Consider the following 15,360-nt stretch of genomic DNA (forward strand, 5'->3'; position numbering starts at 1 on the left):
AATTCAGACGACGCGGCCTTTCAGCTCGGCCACGCCGACCAGCTCGGCATGGAAGCGATCACCACGCTGCAACGCAGCAACTCCGGCGGGTGTGCCAGTGAAGATCAAATCGCCGGGTTTCAGCTCGAACAACGCGGACAGCGACGCAATAATTTGCGGCACGCTGTGCACCATTTCACTTAGCGTGGTCTGCTGACGCAGCTCGCCGTTGACACTCAACCGCAGCACGCTGTTGGCATCCAGCACGACTTCGGTGGCCGGACGCAGCGCGGAAACCGGTGCGGAATGATCGAACGCCTTGGCCACGTCCCACGGATGCCCATTGGCCTTGGCCTGCGCCTGCAGGTCGCGGCGGGTCAGATCCAGCCCCACGCCATAGCCCCACACCAGCGTGACAGCTTGTTCCGGCGTAAGGTCGCGGCCACCGCTGCCGAGCGCAACCACCATCTCCACTTCGTGATGCAGGTCGGTGGTGGCCGAGGGATAGGGCACGTCGTCGCCGTCGCTGACCACGGCGTCGGCCGGCTTGCAAAAGAACATCGGCGCGGACCTGTCCACGCTGGCGCCCATCTCGCGGGCATGTTCGGCGTAGTTGCGACCGATGCAGAATACCCGGCGGATCGGGAAACGCTGGTCGCTGCCGCTGACCGGCAGGCTGGGAAGGACGGGTGGGGCAATCGTGTAGGTCATGTCGGCAAGCGTAGCAAACTGATCGGGTGGCAGTCGGGGCTTGCGCGGGTGACAGCTGTCATTGACGATGGTTGATGCTGCACCCTGATCGCACTGCGGCCGATCGGCCAATCTTGCACCTATCGAGCAACCGGCATGCCGGGCGGGGAATACGAGTGGACAACGCCGATCTGTTGAAGGAACTGCGCATCGAGCGCCATCAGCGTGACGATCACGATGGTGGCGGCGGTCGCTGGCCGTGGATCGTCGGTGCGATCGTCGTGGTTCTGTTGCTGCTGGGCGGCGCCGGCTGGATGCTGCTGGGTCATCGTGCAGTGGCGGTGCAGACCGCTGTTGCAGTAACACCCTCGTCAGGCAGCGAGGCCGGCGCGGTGCTGCAGGCCACCGGTTATGTCACGGCGCGGCGGCAGGCCACGGTGTCGGCGCAGATCACCGGCACGCTCACCGCGGTGCTGATCGAGGAAGGTGATCACGTCAGCAAGGATCAGGTGCTGGCACGGCTGGATGACAGCGCGTACAAGGCCGCTCTCGACACGGCCAAGGCGCAGGCCGCTGCCGCACACGCGCTGGTGGCGCAGTACCAGGCCCAGTTGGCGCAGAACCTGCGTGACGCGGCACGCCAGCAGTCGCTGGCTGCGCAAGGGCTGGTGTCGAAGCAGGCGGCCGAGCAGGCAGTGACGCTGGCCGACAGCGCGCGCGCCATCCTCGTCTCGCAGCAGAAACAAGCAGCCTCCGCCGATGCCCAGGTCATCGGTGCACAGGTCAATTTCGATTACTGCGTGGTGCGCGCACCATTCACCGGCGTGATCACCACCAAGGACGCCCAGGTCGGCGAGATCATCTCGCCGTTCTCCGCCGGCGGCGGCTTCACCCGCACCGGCGTGGGCACCATCGTCGACATGGATTCGCTGGAAGTCGATGTCGACGTCAACGAGGCCTATATCGGTCGGGTCAAGCCGGGCATGCCGGCCGAAGCGGTACTGGATGCGTATCCGGACTGGAAGATTGCCGCCCACGTGATCGCGATCGTGCCGGCGGCCGATCGCGGCAAGGCCACCATCAAGGTGCGCGTGGCGCTGGAGCAGAAGGACACGCGCATCGTGCCCGACATGGGCGTACGCGTGTCGTTCCTGGAGGTGAAGCCGCAGGCCAGCGCACAGGCGCCGCAAGGCGTGCTGGTGCCGGCCACGGCGATCGTGCAGCGCGCCGGGCATGACGTGGTGTTCGTGGTCGAGGGCGCCCAGGTGCACCAGCGCACGGTGAATCCGGCTGCACAGGCTTATGGCGAACTGCGTCTGCTGCCGACAGCAGTGAAGTCAGGTGACAGCGTCGTGGTTGCGCCGCCGGCCGCGCTGCATGATGGTTCAGACGTCCAGATGAAAAACCCGTAGCTCCACTTTCCTGTAGGAGCGGCTTCAGCCGCGACAACCGAAAAGCATCGCGGCTGAAGCCGCTCCTACAAATAATTTCATGTTCATCGGAGATCCAGCATGGGCACACTGATCGATATCCAGAATCTCGCCAAGACCTACGAGCGCGGCAAGCAGAAGGTCGAGGTGCTGCACCACGTCAATCTGAAGATCGCCGAAGGCGACTTCCTGGCTTTGATGGGGCCGTCCGGATCCGGCAAGACCACCTTGCTGAATTTGATGGGTGGCCTCGACACGCCAAGCGCCGGCAGCATCACCGTGGGTGGCCAGCGCATCGACCAGCTTGGTGGCGGTGCGCTGGCGAAATGGCGCGCATCCAACGTCGGCTTCGTGTTCCAGTTCTACAACCTGATGCCGATGCTGTCGGCGCAGCGCAATGTCGAGCTGCCTTTGCTGCTCACCAAACTCTCTGGCGCCCAGCGCCGAAAGAACGCGGCGATCGCGCTGCAGCTGGTGGGTCTGGCCGATCGCGCTACGCACAAGCCGGGCGAGCTATCCGGCGGCCAGCAGCAGCGTGTGGCGATTGCCCGCGCCATCGTCTCCGATCCCACCTTGCTGGTCTGCGATGAGCCGACCGGTGACCTGGACCGCCAGTCCGCCGAGGATGTACTCGGCTTGCTGCAGCAGCTCAACCGCCAACACGGCAAGACCATCGTGATGGTCACCCATGATCCGAAGGCAGCCGAATACGCCAGCCATACGCTGCATCTGGACAAGGGCACCCTGGTCGAACAGGCAACGGCGTGAGGAGACGACGATGAAATACCTTCATCTGATCTGGGCTGCGCTGTTCCGGCGCAAGACCCGCACGATACTCACCCTGGTGTCGATCATCGCCGCGTTCCTGCTGTTCGGCATGCTCGATGCGGTGCGCACGGGATTCGACCAGGCCGGCAACAGCGCCAATGGTGCCGAGCGCCTGCAGACCGGCTCCCGGCTTTCCTTTATCCAGACCTTGCCGCAGTCGCTGGAAGCACAGATTGCCAAGGTGCCGGGCGTGAAGATGGTGACCTACGCGAACTGGTTCGGCGGCGCCTACCAGGATCCGCACAACCAGGTCTTCAGCTTCGCGGTGGAGCCGAACTATCTCGATCTCTATCCGGAGATGCAAGTGAGCCCGGCCGAGCGCAAGGCATTCGACACCACCCGCACCGGCGCGCTGGTCGGCGAGAAGCTGGCTGAGCGATTCCACTGGAAGGTGGGCGACAAGATCCCGATGCAGTCGACGATCTTTCCGAACCACGAAGGCAGCAAGAACTGGACGTTCGACATCGTCGGCATCCTGCATTCGAAGGACAAGAAGGCCGGCGGCTTCTACGACCAGATGTTCCTGCTGAACTGGAAGTACTTCGACGAGACCACGCCATACAACCGCGGTACGGTGGGCTGGTATGTCACGCGCGTCACCGACGTGAATCAGGCTGATCGCGTGGCCAAGGCGATCGATGCGATTTCGGCGAATTCCGATCATGAGACGCGCACGCAGACCGAGGCCGCGGCTACCGCATCGTGGATGAAGCAGTTGGCCGACATCGGCCTGATCGTCAGCTCGATCATGGGCGCGGTGTTCTTCACCCTGCTGCTGCTGTCGGGCAACACCATGATGCAGGCGGTGCGCGAGCGCACTTCCGAACTGGCGGTGTTGAAGACGATCGGTTTCTCCAGCCATAGCGTGCTGGCGATGGTGCTGGCCGAGTCGGTGCTGCTGTTGTTGCTCGGCGGCGTGCTGGGCCTTGGCCTGGCGATGCTGATGGTGGGCGGTATCCAGTCGAAGATGGGGGGCGCGATACCGATGGCCCCGGTGGATGCGGGCATCTGGACGCACGGGTTGCTGCTGATGATCGCGGTCGGCCTGCTGGTCGGCGCGCTGCCGGCGATCCGCGCGATGCGTCTGAATATCGTCGATGCACTGGCCGGGCGCTGAGGAGAACGAGCATGTTCCTGCACTTTCTGATGTTGTTGTTTTCCACCCTCGCGCTGGTGTCTGCGGTTTTCCTGGCGATCTGGATGCTGCTGACCCGACAGGGCCGGCAGGCGGTTTCGATCACGTCGGTCGGCCTCAGCACGCTCAGGCAGCGGCTCGGCATGTCGTCGGTGATCGTGGTGGGTATCGCCGGCGTGGTCGCCGTTCTGGTCGCGTTGCTGGCGATGAGCGACGGTTACCGCGAGACATTGAACAAGACCGGCAGTGCCGATACCGCCATCGTGATGCGTGGCGCCTCCGCCTCCGAAGTGATGTCGGTGCTCGATCACGACAGCGTCACCCTGATCCCGCAGGCCGTCGGCATCGCCAAGGATGCGAAGGGGCAGCCGATCGCCTCGCCCGAGCTGGTGGTCGCGGCGAACCTGCCGCTGAAAGGCGGCAAAGCGGACGACGAGGGCAGCGTGCAGTTGCGCGGTGTCGGTGAACAGGCCTGGGCGGTGCGACCGAACCTGAAGATCATCGAGGGCCGCAAGTTCAATCCCGGCATGCGTGAGCTGATTGTCGGCAAGGGTGCAGCGAAGCAGTTCGCCGGACTGGAGCCGGGTCACGAGATCCGTCTTGGCAGCCAGCTGTGGACCGTGGTCGGCGTGTTCGCCTCCGGCGATGCGATGGATTCCGAGATATGGGGCGACGCGGGCGTGGTGGCCGACACCTATCGCCGCGGCAGCAGCCGCGCGTCGGTTACCGTGAAGCTGGCCGACCCCAAGGCGTTCGATGCCTTCAAGACCGAGCTGGAAGCGAACCCGCAACTCAAGGTCGATGTCAGCACCACGCTGGACTACTTCAGCAAGCAGTCCGAAGGCATGAGCACCTTCCTCACCGTGATCGGTATCGTGGTGGGTTCGATCATGGCGATCGGCGCGATCTTCGGCGCACTCAACTGCATGTTCGCCGCGGTCGCGGCACGTGCGCGCGAGATTGCCACGCTGCGCGCGATCGGCTTCCGCGGCCTGCCTGTGGTGGTGGCGGTGATGCTGGAAACCATGCTGCTGGCCCTGCTCGGTGGCTTGATAGGCGGTGTGCTGGCATGGTTGGTCTTCAACGGCTACAGCGCCTCCACGCTGGCGGCCGGCACGGTCGGCAAGCTCAGCTTCGAACTCAAGGTCTCCGCGGAGCTGTTGTGGGTCGGCCTGCTGTGGGCACTCACGATCGGCTTCATCGGCGGCCTGTTTCCGGCGGTGCGCGCGGCGCGGCTGCCGGTGACTACGGCATTGCGCGAGCTATGATCAAAGCGGGTTGATTTCTGAAGGAGGCAGGGATGCGTCAGGGACGATGGCTGATCATGTTGCTGCTGTTTGCGTTAGGCGGCTGCACGAGCTTTGTGGCACGTCAGATCGAGCGACCGGGTCACGACAACCGTGAGCAGCTCGCGTGGTTCCGGCAGTTGCTGAAACGAGGCGATTTCCAGTTCGACACCATGCATACACAGCAAGGTGTACGTATGGCCTACTGGTATGGTCAACCGCGTGCCTACGACATCAAGATCAAGATCGAGGAGTGGCGCGAGGGTCGGAATCCCGCGCTCAACTTCACGCTCGATCTCGGTGGCCAGCCAGCCGAGGCGCCTGTGCTTCCCGCACGCGGCAGCGTGATCCTGCTGCATCCCTGGGGCATGGAGGGGTCGACGCTGACAAGCTGGGCACTGCAGTTGGCCAGCGCCGGCTATGTGGTGGTGATGCCCGACCTGCGCAGCCATGGCGAGTCGGCTGATGCGCCGGTGGGCTATGGCCCGCGCGAGGCGGATGACATCGTCGACCTGGTGCACGATTTGCGTGCGGCGAACCGGCTGCCAGGCCCACTGTATCTGTTCGGGGTTTCCTATGGCGGCACGGTGGCGTTGTTCACCGCGCCGAAGCTGGCGGACGTGCATGGGGTGATCGCATTGGAGCCCTATGCCAATGCCGCGGCGGTTATCCGTCGTGCACCGGCCAGTGACCTGTTTGGTCATCGCTGGCTGGCGTCATGGATACGCCAGCGCGAAGTGGATCAGGCGATCCAGCGCGCGAGCCGGCAGTTGGGTGTCGATCTGACCCATGTCGATCCGGGCGAGGCATTGGCGCACACGCCGTCGTGCGTGCTGATCCTGCGTGGTGCCGAGGACAACCTGATTGCGGACGATGCCTTGCGCGAGCTGGCCCGACGCTCGCCACGTGCGAGCTATGTGGATGTGTCGCAGGAAGGGCATTTGATTCTGCCGGTGCGTACCGACCGTCTGTTGCCGCCACTGCTTGGCTGGATGCAGGCGTTACCGGTAGACAACCATGCCGTGTGCCCCAGCTTCGTGCCGCTTCCGTTCGCACCATCGCTTACGGCATCACCGGCGGCACATACGTGAGCGTCAAGCCGAGCAGCCACAGCAGGCCCAGCACCAGTGGCACGTGCACCACCAATTGCATGAAGGTGTAGCCGACCACGTCGCGCGCCTTCAGTCCCAGCACGCCGAGTAGCGGCAGCATCCAGAACGGGTTGATCAGGTTCGGCAGCGCTTCGGCGGCGTTGTACACCTGCACCGCCCAACCCAGATGCACATGCAGGTCGTTCGCCGCCTGCATCACATACGGCGCTTCGACCAGCCACTTGCCGCCGCCGGACGGCACGAAGAAGCCGAGCACGGCGGAGTAAGCGCCCATCACCGCCGGGAAACTCTCGGTACCCGCGATATGCACGAACAGATTCGACAGCCGATGCGCCAGCGTCTCGCCGCCGAAGCCCGGTGTCTGCGTGAGCAGAGCGGCGATGCCGCCGTACAGCGGAAACTGGATCAGCACGCCGGAGGTGCTGGGTACCGCGCGGCTCACCGCATTGAGGAAACTGCGCGGGCGCCAGTGCAACAGGATGCCGAGGGTGAGGAACAGGAAGTTGTAGGTATTGAGGTTGGCGATCGCGCTGATCGCCGGCTTGCTGGCGAACTCATGGCCGAGCCAGCCCAGGCCGAGCAGGCCGATCGCCAGCGACAGCAGCGGGCTGTATTCCAGCCACTCGCCGGGACGCGTGCGCGGCGGTAGCGCTGGTGTCGAAGTTTCGCTGATGTCGAAATCCTGCGCGGTGCGTGCGTTCGCTTCCGATGGCGCGGTGGTCCAGCAGATCAGCAGCGACACCACGATCAACACGCCGGTCAGCACGAACGATTGCCACAGGAAGATCGTCTCGCTGAAGGGCAGCACGCCGGTGATCGCCAGCAAGCCGGGCGGCATGCTGGCCGGATTCGCCTGCAGCTGTGCCGCCGATGACGACAGCCCCATCGCCCAGATCGCGCCAAGACCGAGGTAGGCCGCTGCGCCGGCGGCGCGGTAATCCATGCGCAGGTCGGTGCGCCGCGCGAGCGCACGTACCAGCAGGCCGCCGAACACCAGCGAGAAACCCCAGCTCAGCAGCGATGCCAGCATGCTGACCAGCGCCACATAGACGATCGCGCCGCGCCCCGTGCGCGGAGCGCGGGCCAGCAGATCGATGAAGCGTGCCACGATCGGCGCGGTGGCCAGCACGTAGCCGCCGATCACCACGAACGCCATCTGCATGGTGAACGGGATCAGGCTCCAGAAGCCGTCGCCAAATGCGCTGACCGCCGCGGTGGGTGTGGCGCCAAAAGCGAAGGCCGCCAGCGCCACCACGATCACGCCAAGCGCGGCAAACACCCATGCATCGGGAAACCAGTGTTCTGCCCAGGCGGCGCTACGCAGGGCTGCGCGTGCCATGAATCCATCGCGTGTCGCATTCATGCGGCTCTCCCTTGAGTTATCCCACGATGGTCGCGCAGCGGCCGCCGCAAGGGCAACGCGACGAAGGTCGAAGGTCCGACGGCCAGGGTGCTACTCGCGTTCGGGCCGCTCGCGCACCGGATGCTTGCTCAACTTGCGTTGCAGGGTGCGCCGATGCATGCCGAGCCGGCGTGCGGTTTCGGAGATGTTGCCGTCGCATTCGGTCAGCACGCGCTGGATGTGCTCCCACTCCAGCCGGCGCAGCGCGAGCGGGGCCTCGGGCGTGTCCGGCAGTTCATGCTCGTCGAGCTCGCTGCTGTCGCCGTCGAGCAGGGCGCGCACCACCGCGTCGGCGTCGACCGGCTTGGCCAGGTAATCGTGCGCGCCGCGCTTGATCGCCTCCACCGCGGTGGCGATCGAGGCGTAGCCGGTCAGCAGCAACACGCGCAGGTCGGGCACCAGGGCATGCAGCTCGGGAATCAGCCGCAGGCCGTTCTCCTCGCCCAGCTTGAGATCGAGTACGCAGTAGCGCGGGTGCTGTCGGCGCGTCAGTGCGCGCGCTTCGTCGAAGTTGGTCGCGGTGATGACCTCGAAGCCGCGCGAGACCAGTGCGCGTGCCAGCACGCGGACGAAGGTGGCATCGTCGTCGACCAGCAACAGCGGGCGTGTCGTGGCGGCGTGGGGCAACTCGGTCATTGCAGCGGCTCCTCGAAGTGGCGCAGTGCCCATTCTTGCCGGATGCGACAATCCATGCACGTGGCGTCGTGTCGCAGTGCTCAACTATTCGGCGATCACGGCCAGTGGCAGACGCAGGCACACCTCGGCGCCTTGCTCGGTATTGCCAGCGGTCAGCGTGCCGTTCAGGCGTTCGGCGGTGGCCTCGGCCAGCGCCAGGCCAATGCCAAGGCCGGTCTGCTTCTGCGAGTGGCCGAGCGAAAGCGGTTCACCGCCGGCACCAAAACCGGGTCCGTGATCGCGTATGCGCAACTGCAGCCAGCCGGCATCGCGCGCGACTTGCAGCAGCACCACGTGCGAGTCGCGGCTGGCCGAGGCATCAGCGGCGTTGTTGAGCAGGTTGAGCAGCGCGTGGCGCAGGCCCGGCGGCGTGCGCAACACGGTTTGCGCGGTGGCCTCGTCAAGCACCAGAGTCAGCTCGGCTTCCGGCCGCAGCAGCTGGAAGCGTTCCAGGCAGCCGTGGATGAATTGCTTCACGCTGAGCCGTTCCGGTTCCTGCGACAGCTGCGCCTTGCCGAAAGCGACCATCTCGCGAAGGATCGTGCGGCAGCGATCGACCTGGCCTTCCAGCAGCGCCAGATCCTCGGTCAGCAAGGCATCGCCGGCATGCTCGCGGCGCAGTTCGGGCAGCAGGGTGCGCATCGTCGACAACGGCGTATTGAGCTCATGCGCGGCACCGGCGGCCTGGGTGGCGATGGCGAGAATGCCCTCGTCGCGCAGCGCTCGCTCGCGGACCCGCTGCACTTCCAGCTGCTGCATGCGCAGCGCGTGCGCCAGCCGGTTGATGAAGAAGCCCAGCAGCAGCGCGCTGATCACGAAGTTCACGCCCATGCCGGCCACGTGCAGCGAGAAGCCGCCGTGCACTTCGCCATGCATCGGCATCGGTAGCGGCACATGCCAGTACAGCAGGATCAGGTACGCGACGCCGGCCAGTGCGGAAACCGCCAGGATCGCGCGTACCGACAGTGCCGCGGCGCTTAGCGCGATTGGCACCAGCAGCAAGGTGATGAAGGGATTGCTGGCACCGCCGGTGAAGTACAGCAGATAGCCGAGCACCAGCGTGTCGGCGGCGATGTGCCCGATGGTTTCCCATTCGCGCAGCGGCCACGGCTGGCGCAACCGCCACGCGGCGAATACCGAGAACACCGCAAGCAGGCCGATGCCGAGCAGCAGCGGCAGCAGCGGAATATCGAGTTGCATCCACCAGGCGCAGACCAGCACGGCCACGCTTTGCCCGGCGATCGCGCAGAGCCGCAGCCACGCCAGCGTGCGCGTCAGCGCGAGCGGGCCGATGCGTTGGGCGGGCCGATGCGGCATGGTGATCATCCGGGCTTGCGGGCAACCCGTGGAGCCCGCCGCGCAGCGCGCGGCGGGCTCGCCAGGTCAGGACGGCGTGTTGAATTCCTCACTGCGCACGGCCGGCAGCGGGTTATGGTTGGTCGCCGCATCGGAGTGGCTGGCCGACAACTTGTTCATCAGCGGCAGCATTGCGATCGCGATCACGGTGCAGCCGATGCCGGCGAAGCCGAGCTTGTTGAACAGCGCGGTGTAGATCGTCAGCGAGTCGAGCGGATTGTCGATGTGCTCGGGGATGCTGGCGAAGTTCGCCACCACGCTGCCGAGATACTGCGAGATGCCGGAGGCGACGAAGTAGGCGCCCATCATGAAGCCGCCCATGCGCGCCGGCACGTAGCGGGCGATCATCGCCAAGCCGAGGCCGCTGACCAGCAGTTCGCCCAGTGAATACAGGCCGTAGCCCCACACCATGATCCACGACGAGACTTGGCCGTTCACCGCGAAGCGGGCGCCGACGCCGTAGATGAAGAAGCCGATCGCCACGGCGGCGAAGCCCCAGGCGAACTTGGCGGCCACCGACGGATTCTTGCCGACCTTGCCCATCGTGTTGTAGATGAGTACCAGCACTGGGCTCAGCAGCACGATCCAGATCGCGTTGAGCGACTGGAACTGCTCGGGGATCCAGTCGAACAGATGGATACCGAACAGGTTGAACGACAGGTCGACGTTCTTCTGTGCAAACAGGTTCAGCGAAGTCGACATCTGCTGATAGAAGATGAAGAAGAAGATCGTCTGCGCCACCAGCACCAGCGCGGCGATCAGGCCGGCGCGTTCATGCTGTTCGCTGCTGCGGATCAGGTGCACGAAGATGCCCAGGATGACCACGCCGGCAGCGTACACGCAGATGCGCGCCACTTCCTGGTTCTGCAGGATGAAGGCCGCGACGAACACCATGCCGATCGCGGCGAGGAAGACCAGGCCGAGGCGCTTGAAGTTGACACGCTCCTCGTCCGCTGGTGAACCGACATGGGCCAGGGTGCGATGCATCAGCGAATAGTTGATCAGGCCGAGGATGAGGCCGATCGCGCAGACGCCGAACGCGGTATGCCAGCCCCAGTCGTCGCCGTAGCGGGCGCCGACGTAGTCGCGGATCCACGGGGTCAGCAGCATCGAAATGGTCGAGCCGATGTTGACCGCCATGTAGTAGATGGTGAAGGCGCTGTCGATCTTGGTGTCGTCGCCCTCGTAGATCTTGCGCACGAGGTTGCCGGCGTTCGGCTTGAAGAAGCCGTTGCCAACGATGATCACGCCCAGCGCGATATACAGGAAGTAGGCGTTGTCGGTGGGAATCCACAGCATCGCGTAGCCCAGCGCCAGTACCACCGCGCCGATCAGCATCGTGCGACGGGTGCCGATCAGCTTGTCGCCGACCCAGCCGCCGATGGCCGGCGTGGCATAGATCAGTGCCGCCGCGGCGCCCCAGACCAGGTTGGACTTGCTGTCGACAAAGCCCAGCTTCTTGATCATGTAGGTGACCATCAACACCTGCATGCCGTAGAAGCCGAAGCGCTCCCACATTTCGATCAGGAAGACGGTGCTGAAAGAGCGCGTCTGCGAGACGGGCGGGTTCTGGATTGCCATATCTTTTCCGTGCGTGATTCAAAACGTGACGATGCCATGGCATCGTCGTAAGGCATGTGATTCTGAACGGATCACAACCGCAGAAGCGTAACCTATTCGCCATCCTGGTGTAGCTGCACTGCCGCATGACAAAAGCTTGCGGATGATGGCTGGCTGTGCTGGCCTCTCAACGCGACATCGGCTATGCGGGCCGCCTGTGGCATCATCAATGGCTTATACGCCTTCCGGGAACTCCGTTCGCCATGCCGATTCTTGAACTTTTGCGGGCCGCCTGTCCGCTGGTTGTGACCAGTTCTGCTGCTTCTGACCGGCTGTCGCCGGCGTCCTGCTGAACGGTCGCGTCGATATGGCAGCCGAAGGTTTTCGTGGTCCCAAGCAGCTCTGGAATGCGTTCCAGTGGTCGATGAAAGGTTTCCGCGCCGGCTGGCGTCACGAGGCATCGTTCCGGCTGGAGGCCTGTATGGTCACCGTGCTGGTGCCGCTTGGTCTGTGGCTGGGAGACGGCGGGCTGGAGAAATTCGCGCTGATCCTGGCGCCGCTGCTGGTGCTGTCGGCCGAACTGCTCAACTCGGCGATCGAGGCCGTGGTCGACAAGGTCAGCCCGGAGTTCCATGAACTGGCCGGGCGCGCCAAGGACATGGGTTCGGCGGCGGTGTTCGTGCTGCTGGTGCTGGTGGCGCTGAGCTGGGGACTGATCCTGCTGCCGCGCTGGCTCTGAGCGAGCGCGGCAACCAGTTTTACTGGATGTCCTTCTGCTGGTCTGTTTGCTTGACCGGCAGCTGGGACGCGTCGACCTTCTTCAGCGCGCCGACATGGACGGTGCCGGTCCATTCGCCGTCACGCGCCGCAAAGTACTGCTTGGGATCCCAGCGCCAGGATGCGTAGAGGTTGCCGCAGCCGGTGATGGCCGCGCCACCGATCGTCTTCGCGCCGCACGCCGGCATGGGGCCGGTGCCGTTGAACTGTTCGGGTGTGAGACTGGTCACCGAGTCGCTTCCGAAACCAAGATACGAACCGGTCAACTCGCTACGGGTCCAGCGCAGCTCCATTGCCATGCGTTGCTTGGCGGTGGGGTCACCGTATTCCGGGTACAGTTTTTCCAGCATTGCCTTGGCCTGCTCGCGCTGTTGCGCGTCGAGCTGCGCCCACACCGAATCGCGGGTGGCGAGGAACTGCGGATACTGGCGTTCGGCGGCGATCGCGATCCAGGCAAACGCGGTGACCGGATCCTTCTGCACGCCCTGGCCGTTGAGGTACATCAGGCCGATGCTGAGTTGCGACAGCTTGTCGGCGTAACGCGCGCCAATCAGGAAGTATTTCATCGCAGCCTGATAATTGCCGGCGGCGTAGCGCTGCATGCCGGTGAACTCGCCGTACTGGTCGGGATGGCCCCAGGTGGAACTGCGGCTCATCGCGTCCAGCACCTCCTGCGAGGTCTTGTCTTGCAGCGGGCCGTCTGCAGCAGCCGGCTGGGCGGTCACCGCGATGACCGTGCAGGCGAGCAGGGTGCCGATGACCGCTCGGGTAATACGCTGATGTACATGCTTCATGATTGCCTCCTCTTGGTTCCCTGAGAAGCGGATTCGGCCATGCAGGCCGTTCCGTCGGACACATGCCAGTCAAAGCTTAGTATCCATGCGTGCCACAATAAAGTAGTCCCTGGCCGTCGAATCCCGCTCCGTGCGGCTGGGATTGATTGCGCTGCCGCGATATGGATGCTGCAATGGTCATACCCATCGGGCTGGAGTGATGCCATGAATACCCTGCGTCTGTGCGTACTGTTGCTGCTTTCCGTCATGCTCACTGGTTGCGGCTACAACGCCATGCAGAAACAGGACGAGGCGGTCAAGGGAGCCTGGTCGGAAGTGATCAACCAGTACCAGCGGCGTGCCGACCTGGTGCCGAACCTGGTCAATACGGTCAAGGGTTATGCCCAGCACGAGGAAAAGGTGTTCACCGAAGTCACCAACGCCCGCGCCAAGGTCGGCAGCATCCAGATGACGCCGGAGATGGCCAACGATCCGCAGGCGCTGGCGAAGTTCCAGGCCGCGCAGGGCGAGCTGGGCAGTGCGTTGTCGCGGCTGATGGTGGTCAGCGAGAACTATCCGACCCTCAAGGCCGATGGCCTGTTCCAGAACCTGCAGGCGCAACTGGAAGGTACCGAGAACCGGGTCACCGTGGCGCGTAACCGCTATGTGCAGGCGGTGCAGGATTACAACACGATGATCCGTACCTTCCCGAACAACCTTACCGCGAAGATGTTCGGCTACACGGTGAAGCCGAACTTCAGCGTGGACAACGAGAAGGCGATCTCCACCGCGCCGACCGTGGACTTCGGCAACAGCACACCGGCACCTGCCGCCTCGGCGCACTGATGATGCCTCGGCGCTTTTCGCGCCTGCTGCTGTTGCTGGCGATGGCGTTGCTGTCGCCGGTGCTGCTGCATGCGGACACCGCCGTGCCGAAGCTGGTACGTCACGTCACCGACCTCACCGGTACGCTGACCGCGGCACAGGTCGACCAGCTGGATGCGCAACTGGTCGCGCTGGAGAAAGCCAAGGGTGCGCAGCTGGTGGTGTTGATGACCGGCAGCACAGCGGGGCAGGCGATCGATGACTATTCACTGGCGGTGGCCGAGGCGAACAAGATCGGCCGCAAGGGCATCGACGATGGTGTGTTCCTGCTGATCGTCAAGAATGACCGCAACGTGCGCATCGAAGTGGGTTACGGTCTGGAGGGTGCGATTCCCGACGCGGCCTGCGCACGCATCATCCGCGAATACATCGCGCCGAAATTCCGCAACAACGACTATTTTGGCGGCATCAGCGACGCGGTGGGTGCGCTGACCCAGCTGATCAATGGCGAGCCGTTGCCACCGCCGGTGCAGGGCGCACCCAGCGAGGAACATGCCGGCCCGGGACTGCAAGGCATTCTCATGATCGCGGTATTCGTGGCGATCTTCGTGCGTGGTGCATTGGGGGTAAAGAACGTATTTGTGCGCGTGCCGTTGGGCATCATCATTACCGGTGGCGTGTTGTGGCTGCTGGCTTCGCTTGGGGCCGGATTGTTCGGTGCGCTGCTCGGTGGCCTGTTCATGCTGCCGCCGGTCAGTGCCGGTCGTTCCATTGGTGGTGGTGGCTGGGGTGGTTTCGGCGGATTTGGGGGCGGTGGTTTCGGTGGCGGCGGATTTGGCGGTGGCGGCTTTGGCGGTGGTGGTGGTGGTTTCAGCGGTGGTGGCGGCGGTTTCGGTGGTGGTGGCGCTTCGGGGAGTTGGTGATGGCACGCATGCAGCGAATGCTGACCAATCTGTTCGGTAGCTGGCTCCAGTTGCATCGTCGATTCCCGGAGGCGCTGCTCGATGAAATGACCGCAGCGATTGCCGCGGGTGAGCGCAACCATCGCGGTGAAGTCCGTTTTGCGATCGAGTCGCGACTGGCCCCGCTGGCGGTACTGGAGGGCCTCGATGCGCCCACCCGCGCCCGGCAGGTGTTCGGCCAGTTGCGGGTATGGGATACCGAGCACAACAGCGGCGTGTTGTTTTACGTGCTGATGGCCGAACACCGCATCGAGATCGTCGCCGACCGTGGCATTGCCGCGCACGTGACCACGGCCGAATGGGATGCGGTCTGCACACGCATGCGTGAATGCTATGCGCGCGGCCAATGGCGCGGCGGCAGCCTCGAAGGCATCGCCGCGGCGCATGCCTTGCTGCTGCGGCATTTCCCCGGCAACGACAAGGCCAACCCGGACGAACTGCCGGATCGGCCGGTGCTGCTGTAGGGGGCGGCAGCAACCGCCATCGCACCGACCTCTCTCTTCCCGCACGCTGCAACAACGCAAAAAAATGGGGCCGGCAAGAGCCGGCCCCAAGGCTACGACGGTAGAT

15 protein-coding genes are annotated in these 15,360 nt (G+C 64.4%); 9 read left to right on the forward strand and 6 right to left on the reverse strand.

The features are described 5' to 3' along the window. Positions 1-3: 3 nt before the first annotated feature. Positions 4-690, reverse strand: a complete 687-nt coding sequence (locus B0E48_RS02175) for a fumarylacetoacetate hydrolase family protein (RefSeq protein WP_077515784.1) — start codon at positions 688-690, stop codon at positions 4-6. Positions 691-845: 155 nt separating this feature from the next. On the opposite strand from B0E48_RS02175, the gene B0E48_RS02180 reads away from it, so the two are divergent. The 5 genes from B0E48_RS02180 (at position 846) to B0E48_RS02200 (ending at position 6,439) form a co-directional block, all read left to right on the forward strand. Next, positions 846-2,081 (forward strand): efflux RND transporter periplasmic adaptor subunit, encoded by a 1,236-nt coding sequence (locus B0E48_RS02180; protein ID WP_254423818.1) that lies wholly within the window; start codon positions 846-848, stop codon positions 2,079-2,081. A gap of 99 nt (positions 2,082-2,180) precedes the next feature. Continuing rightward, positions 2,181-2,867 carry an ABC transporter ATP-binding protein gene (locus B0E48_RS02185; RefSeq protein ID WP_077515786.1) on the forward strand — a complete coding sequence of 229 codons (687 nt, stop codon included), beginning with the start codon at positions 2,181-2,183 and terminating at the stop codon, positions 2,865-2,867. 10 nt (positions 2,868-2,877) lie between these two features. Next, positions 2,878-4,044, forward strand: coding sequence for an ABC transporter permease (locus B0E48_RS02190; RefSeq protein WP_077515787.1), 1,167 nt, complete (start codon positions 2,878-2,880; stop codon positions 4,042-4,044). Between the two features lie 11 nt (positions 4,045-4,055). Further along, a complete protein-coding gene (locus B0E48_RS02195) occupies positions 4,056-5,330 on the forward strand; it encodes an ABC transporter permease (protein WP_077515788.1) in 1,275 nt (424 codons plus the stop codon). Positions 5,331-5,362: 32 nt separating this feature from the next. Then, the gene (locus B0E48_RS02200; protein WP_077515789.1) at positions 5,363-6,439 is read left to right on the forward strand and encodes an alpha/beta hydrolase; all 1,077 of its coding nucleotides are present in this window, start codon (positions 5,363-5,365) and stop codon (positions 6,437-6,439) included. Here the strand turns inward: B0E48_RS02200 and B0E48_RS02205 are convergent. The 4 genes from B0E48_RS02205 to B0E48_RS02220 form a co-directional block, all read right to left on the reverse strand. Then, positions 6,411-7,799 carry a TIGR00366 family protein gene (locus tag B0E48_RS02205; RefSeq protein ID WP_077515790.1) on the reverse strand — a complete coding sequence of 463 codons (1,389 nt, stop codon included), beginning with the start codon at positions 7,797-7,799 and terminating at the stop codon, positions 6,411-6,413. The genes B0E48_RS02200 and B0E48_RS02205 overlap by 29 nt on opposite strands. A 114-nt stretch (positions 7,800-7,913) precedes the next feature. Then, positions 7,914-8,498, reverse strand: a complete 585-nt coding sequence (locus B0E48_RS02210; protein WP_077515791.1) for a response regulator transcription factor — start codon at positions 8,496-8,498, stop codon at positions 7,914-7,916. Positions 8,499-8,582: 84 nt separating this feature from the next. Continuing rightward, complete coding sequence (locus B0E48_RS02215) at positions 8,583-9,854, reverse strand: ATP-binding protein (RefSeq protein ID WP_077516887.1); 1,272 nt, start codon at positions 9,852-9,854, stop codon at positions 8,583-8,585. A 66-nt stretch (positions 9,855-9,920) separates the two neighbouring features. Continuing rightward, on the reverse strand, positions 9,921-11,474 hold the full coding sequence (locus B0E48_RS02220; RefSeq protein WP_077515792.1) for an oligopeptide:H+ symporter: 1,554 nt from the start codon (positions 11,472-11,474) through the stop codon (positions 9,921-9,923). Between the two features lie 346 nt (positions 11,475-11,820). Between B0E48_RS02220 and B0E48_RS02225 the strand changes: the two genes are divergently transcribed. Continuing rightward, entirely contained in the window at positions 11,821-12,192 is a 372-nt protein-coding gene (locus B0E48_RS02225) for a diacylglycerol kinase (protein ID WP_077515793.1), read from the forward strand. Positions 12,193-12,211: 19 nt separating this feature from the next. On the opposite strand, the gene B0E48_RS02230 is transcribed toward B0E48_RS02225, so the two are convergent. Next, a complete protein-coding gene (locus tag B0E48_RS02230; RefSeq protein ID WP_077515794.1) occupies positions 12,212-13,024 on the reverse strand; it encodes a sel1 repeat family protein in 813 nt (270 codons plus the stop codon). 204 nt (positions 13,025-13,228) lie between these two features. Here B0E48_RS02230 and B0E48_RS02235 point away from each other — a divergent pair, with 204 nt between their 5' ends. Genes B0E48_RS02235 through B0E48_RS02245 form a run of 3 tightly spaced genes read left to right on the forward strand, consistent with a single transcriptional unit; the run spans position 13,229 to position 15,254 of the window. After that, on the forward strand, positions 13,229-13,849 hold the full coding sequence (locus B0E48_RS02235; protein ID WP_077515795.1) for a LemA family protein: 621 nt from the start codon (positions 13,229-13,231) through the stop codon (positions 13,847-13,849). Continuing rightward, positions 13,849-14,751 (forward strand): TPM domain-containing protein, encoded by a 903-nt coding sequence (locus B0E48_RS02240; protein WP_077515796.1) that lies wholly within the window; start codon positions 13,849-13,851, stop codon positions 14,749-14,751. Before B0E48_RS02235 ends, B0E48_RS02240 begins: the two co-directional genes overlap by 1 nt. Beyond that, complete coding sequence (locus B0E48_RS02245; RefSeq protein ID WP_077515797.1) at positions 14,751-15,254, forward strand: TPM domain-containing protein; 504 nt, start codon at positions 14,751-14,753, stop codon at positions 15,252-15,254. Before B0E48_RS02240 ends, B0E48_RS02245 begins: the two co-directional genes overlap by 1 nt. Positions 15,255-15,360 lie beyond the last annotated feature (106 nt).

This window comes from Rhodanobacter sp. C03 (assembly GCF_002001175.1).
Classification (GTDB): Bacteria; Pseudomonadota; Gammaproteobacteria; order Xanthomonadales; family Rhodanobacteraceae; genus Rhodanobacter.

Excerpts from the sequence above, each read along its gene's own strand:
- B0E48_RS02175 (WP_077515784.1), bottom strand. The coding sequence starts at position 690 with ATGACCTACACGATTGCCCCACCCGTCCTTCCCAGCCTGCCGGTCAGC.
- B0E48_RS02185 (WP_077515786.1), top strand. The coding sequence starts at position 2,181 with ATGGGCACACTGATCGATATCCAGAATCTCGCCAAGACCTACGAGCGC.
- B0E48_RS02190 (WP_077515787.1), top strand. The coding sequence starts at position 2,878 with ATGAAATACCTTCATCTGATCTGGGCTGCGCTGTTCCGGCGCAAGACC.
- B0E48_RS02195 (WP_077515788.1), top strand. The coding sequence starts at position 4,056 with ATGTTCCTGCACTTTCTGATGTTGTTGTTTTCCACCCTCGCGCTGGTG.
- B0E48_RS02200 (WP_077515789.1), top strand. The coding sequence starts at position 5,363 with ATGCGTCAGGGACGATGGCTGATCATGTTGCTGCTGTTTGCGTTAGGC.
- B0E48_RS02205 (WP_077515790.1), bottom strand. The coding sequence starts at position 7,799 with ATGGCACGCGCAGCCCTGCGTAGCGCCGCCTGGGCAGAACACTGGTTT.
- B0E48_RS02210 (WP_077515791.1), bottom strand. The coding sequence starts at position 8,498 with ATGACCGAGTTGCCCCACGCCGCCACGACACGCCCGCTGTTGCTGGTC.
- B0E48_RS02215 (WP_077516887.1), bottom strand. The coding sequence starts at position 9,854 with ATGCCGCATCGGCCCGCCCAACGCATCGGCCCGCTCGCGCTGACGCGC.
- B0E48_RS02220 (WP_077515792.1), bottom strand. The coding sequence starts at position 11,474 with ATGGCAATCCAGAACCCGCCCGTCTCGCAGACGCGCTCTTTCAGCACC.
- B0E48_RS02225 (WP_077515793.1), top strand. The coding sequence starts at position 11,821 with ATGGCAGCCGAAGGTTTTCGTGGTCCCAAGCAGCTCTGGAATGCGTTC.
- B0E48_RS02230 (WP_077515794.1), bottom strand. The coding sequence starts at position 13,024 with ATGAAGCATGTACATCAGCGTATTACCCGAGCGGTCATCGGCACCCTG.
- B0E48_RS02235 (WP_077515795.1), top strand. The coding sequence starts at position 13,229 with ATGAATACCCTGCGTCTGTGCGTACTGTTGCTGCTTTCCGTCATGCTC.
- B0E48_RS02240 (WP_077515796.1), top strand. The coding sequence starts at position 13,849 with ATGATGCCTCGGCGCTTTTCGCGCCTGCTGCTGTTGCTGGCGATGGCG.
- B0E48_RS02245 (WP_077515797.1), top strand. The coding sequence starts at position 14,751 with ATGGCACGCATGCAGCGAATGCTGACCAATCTGTTCGGTAGCTGGCTC.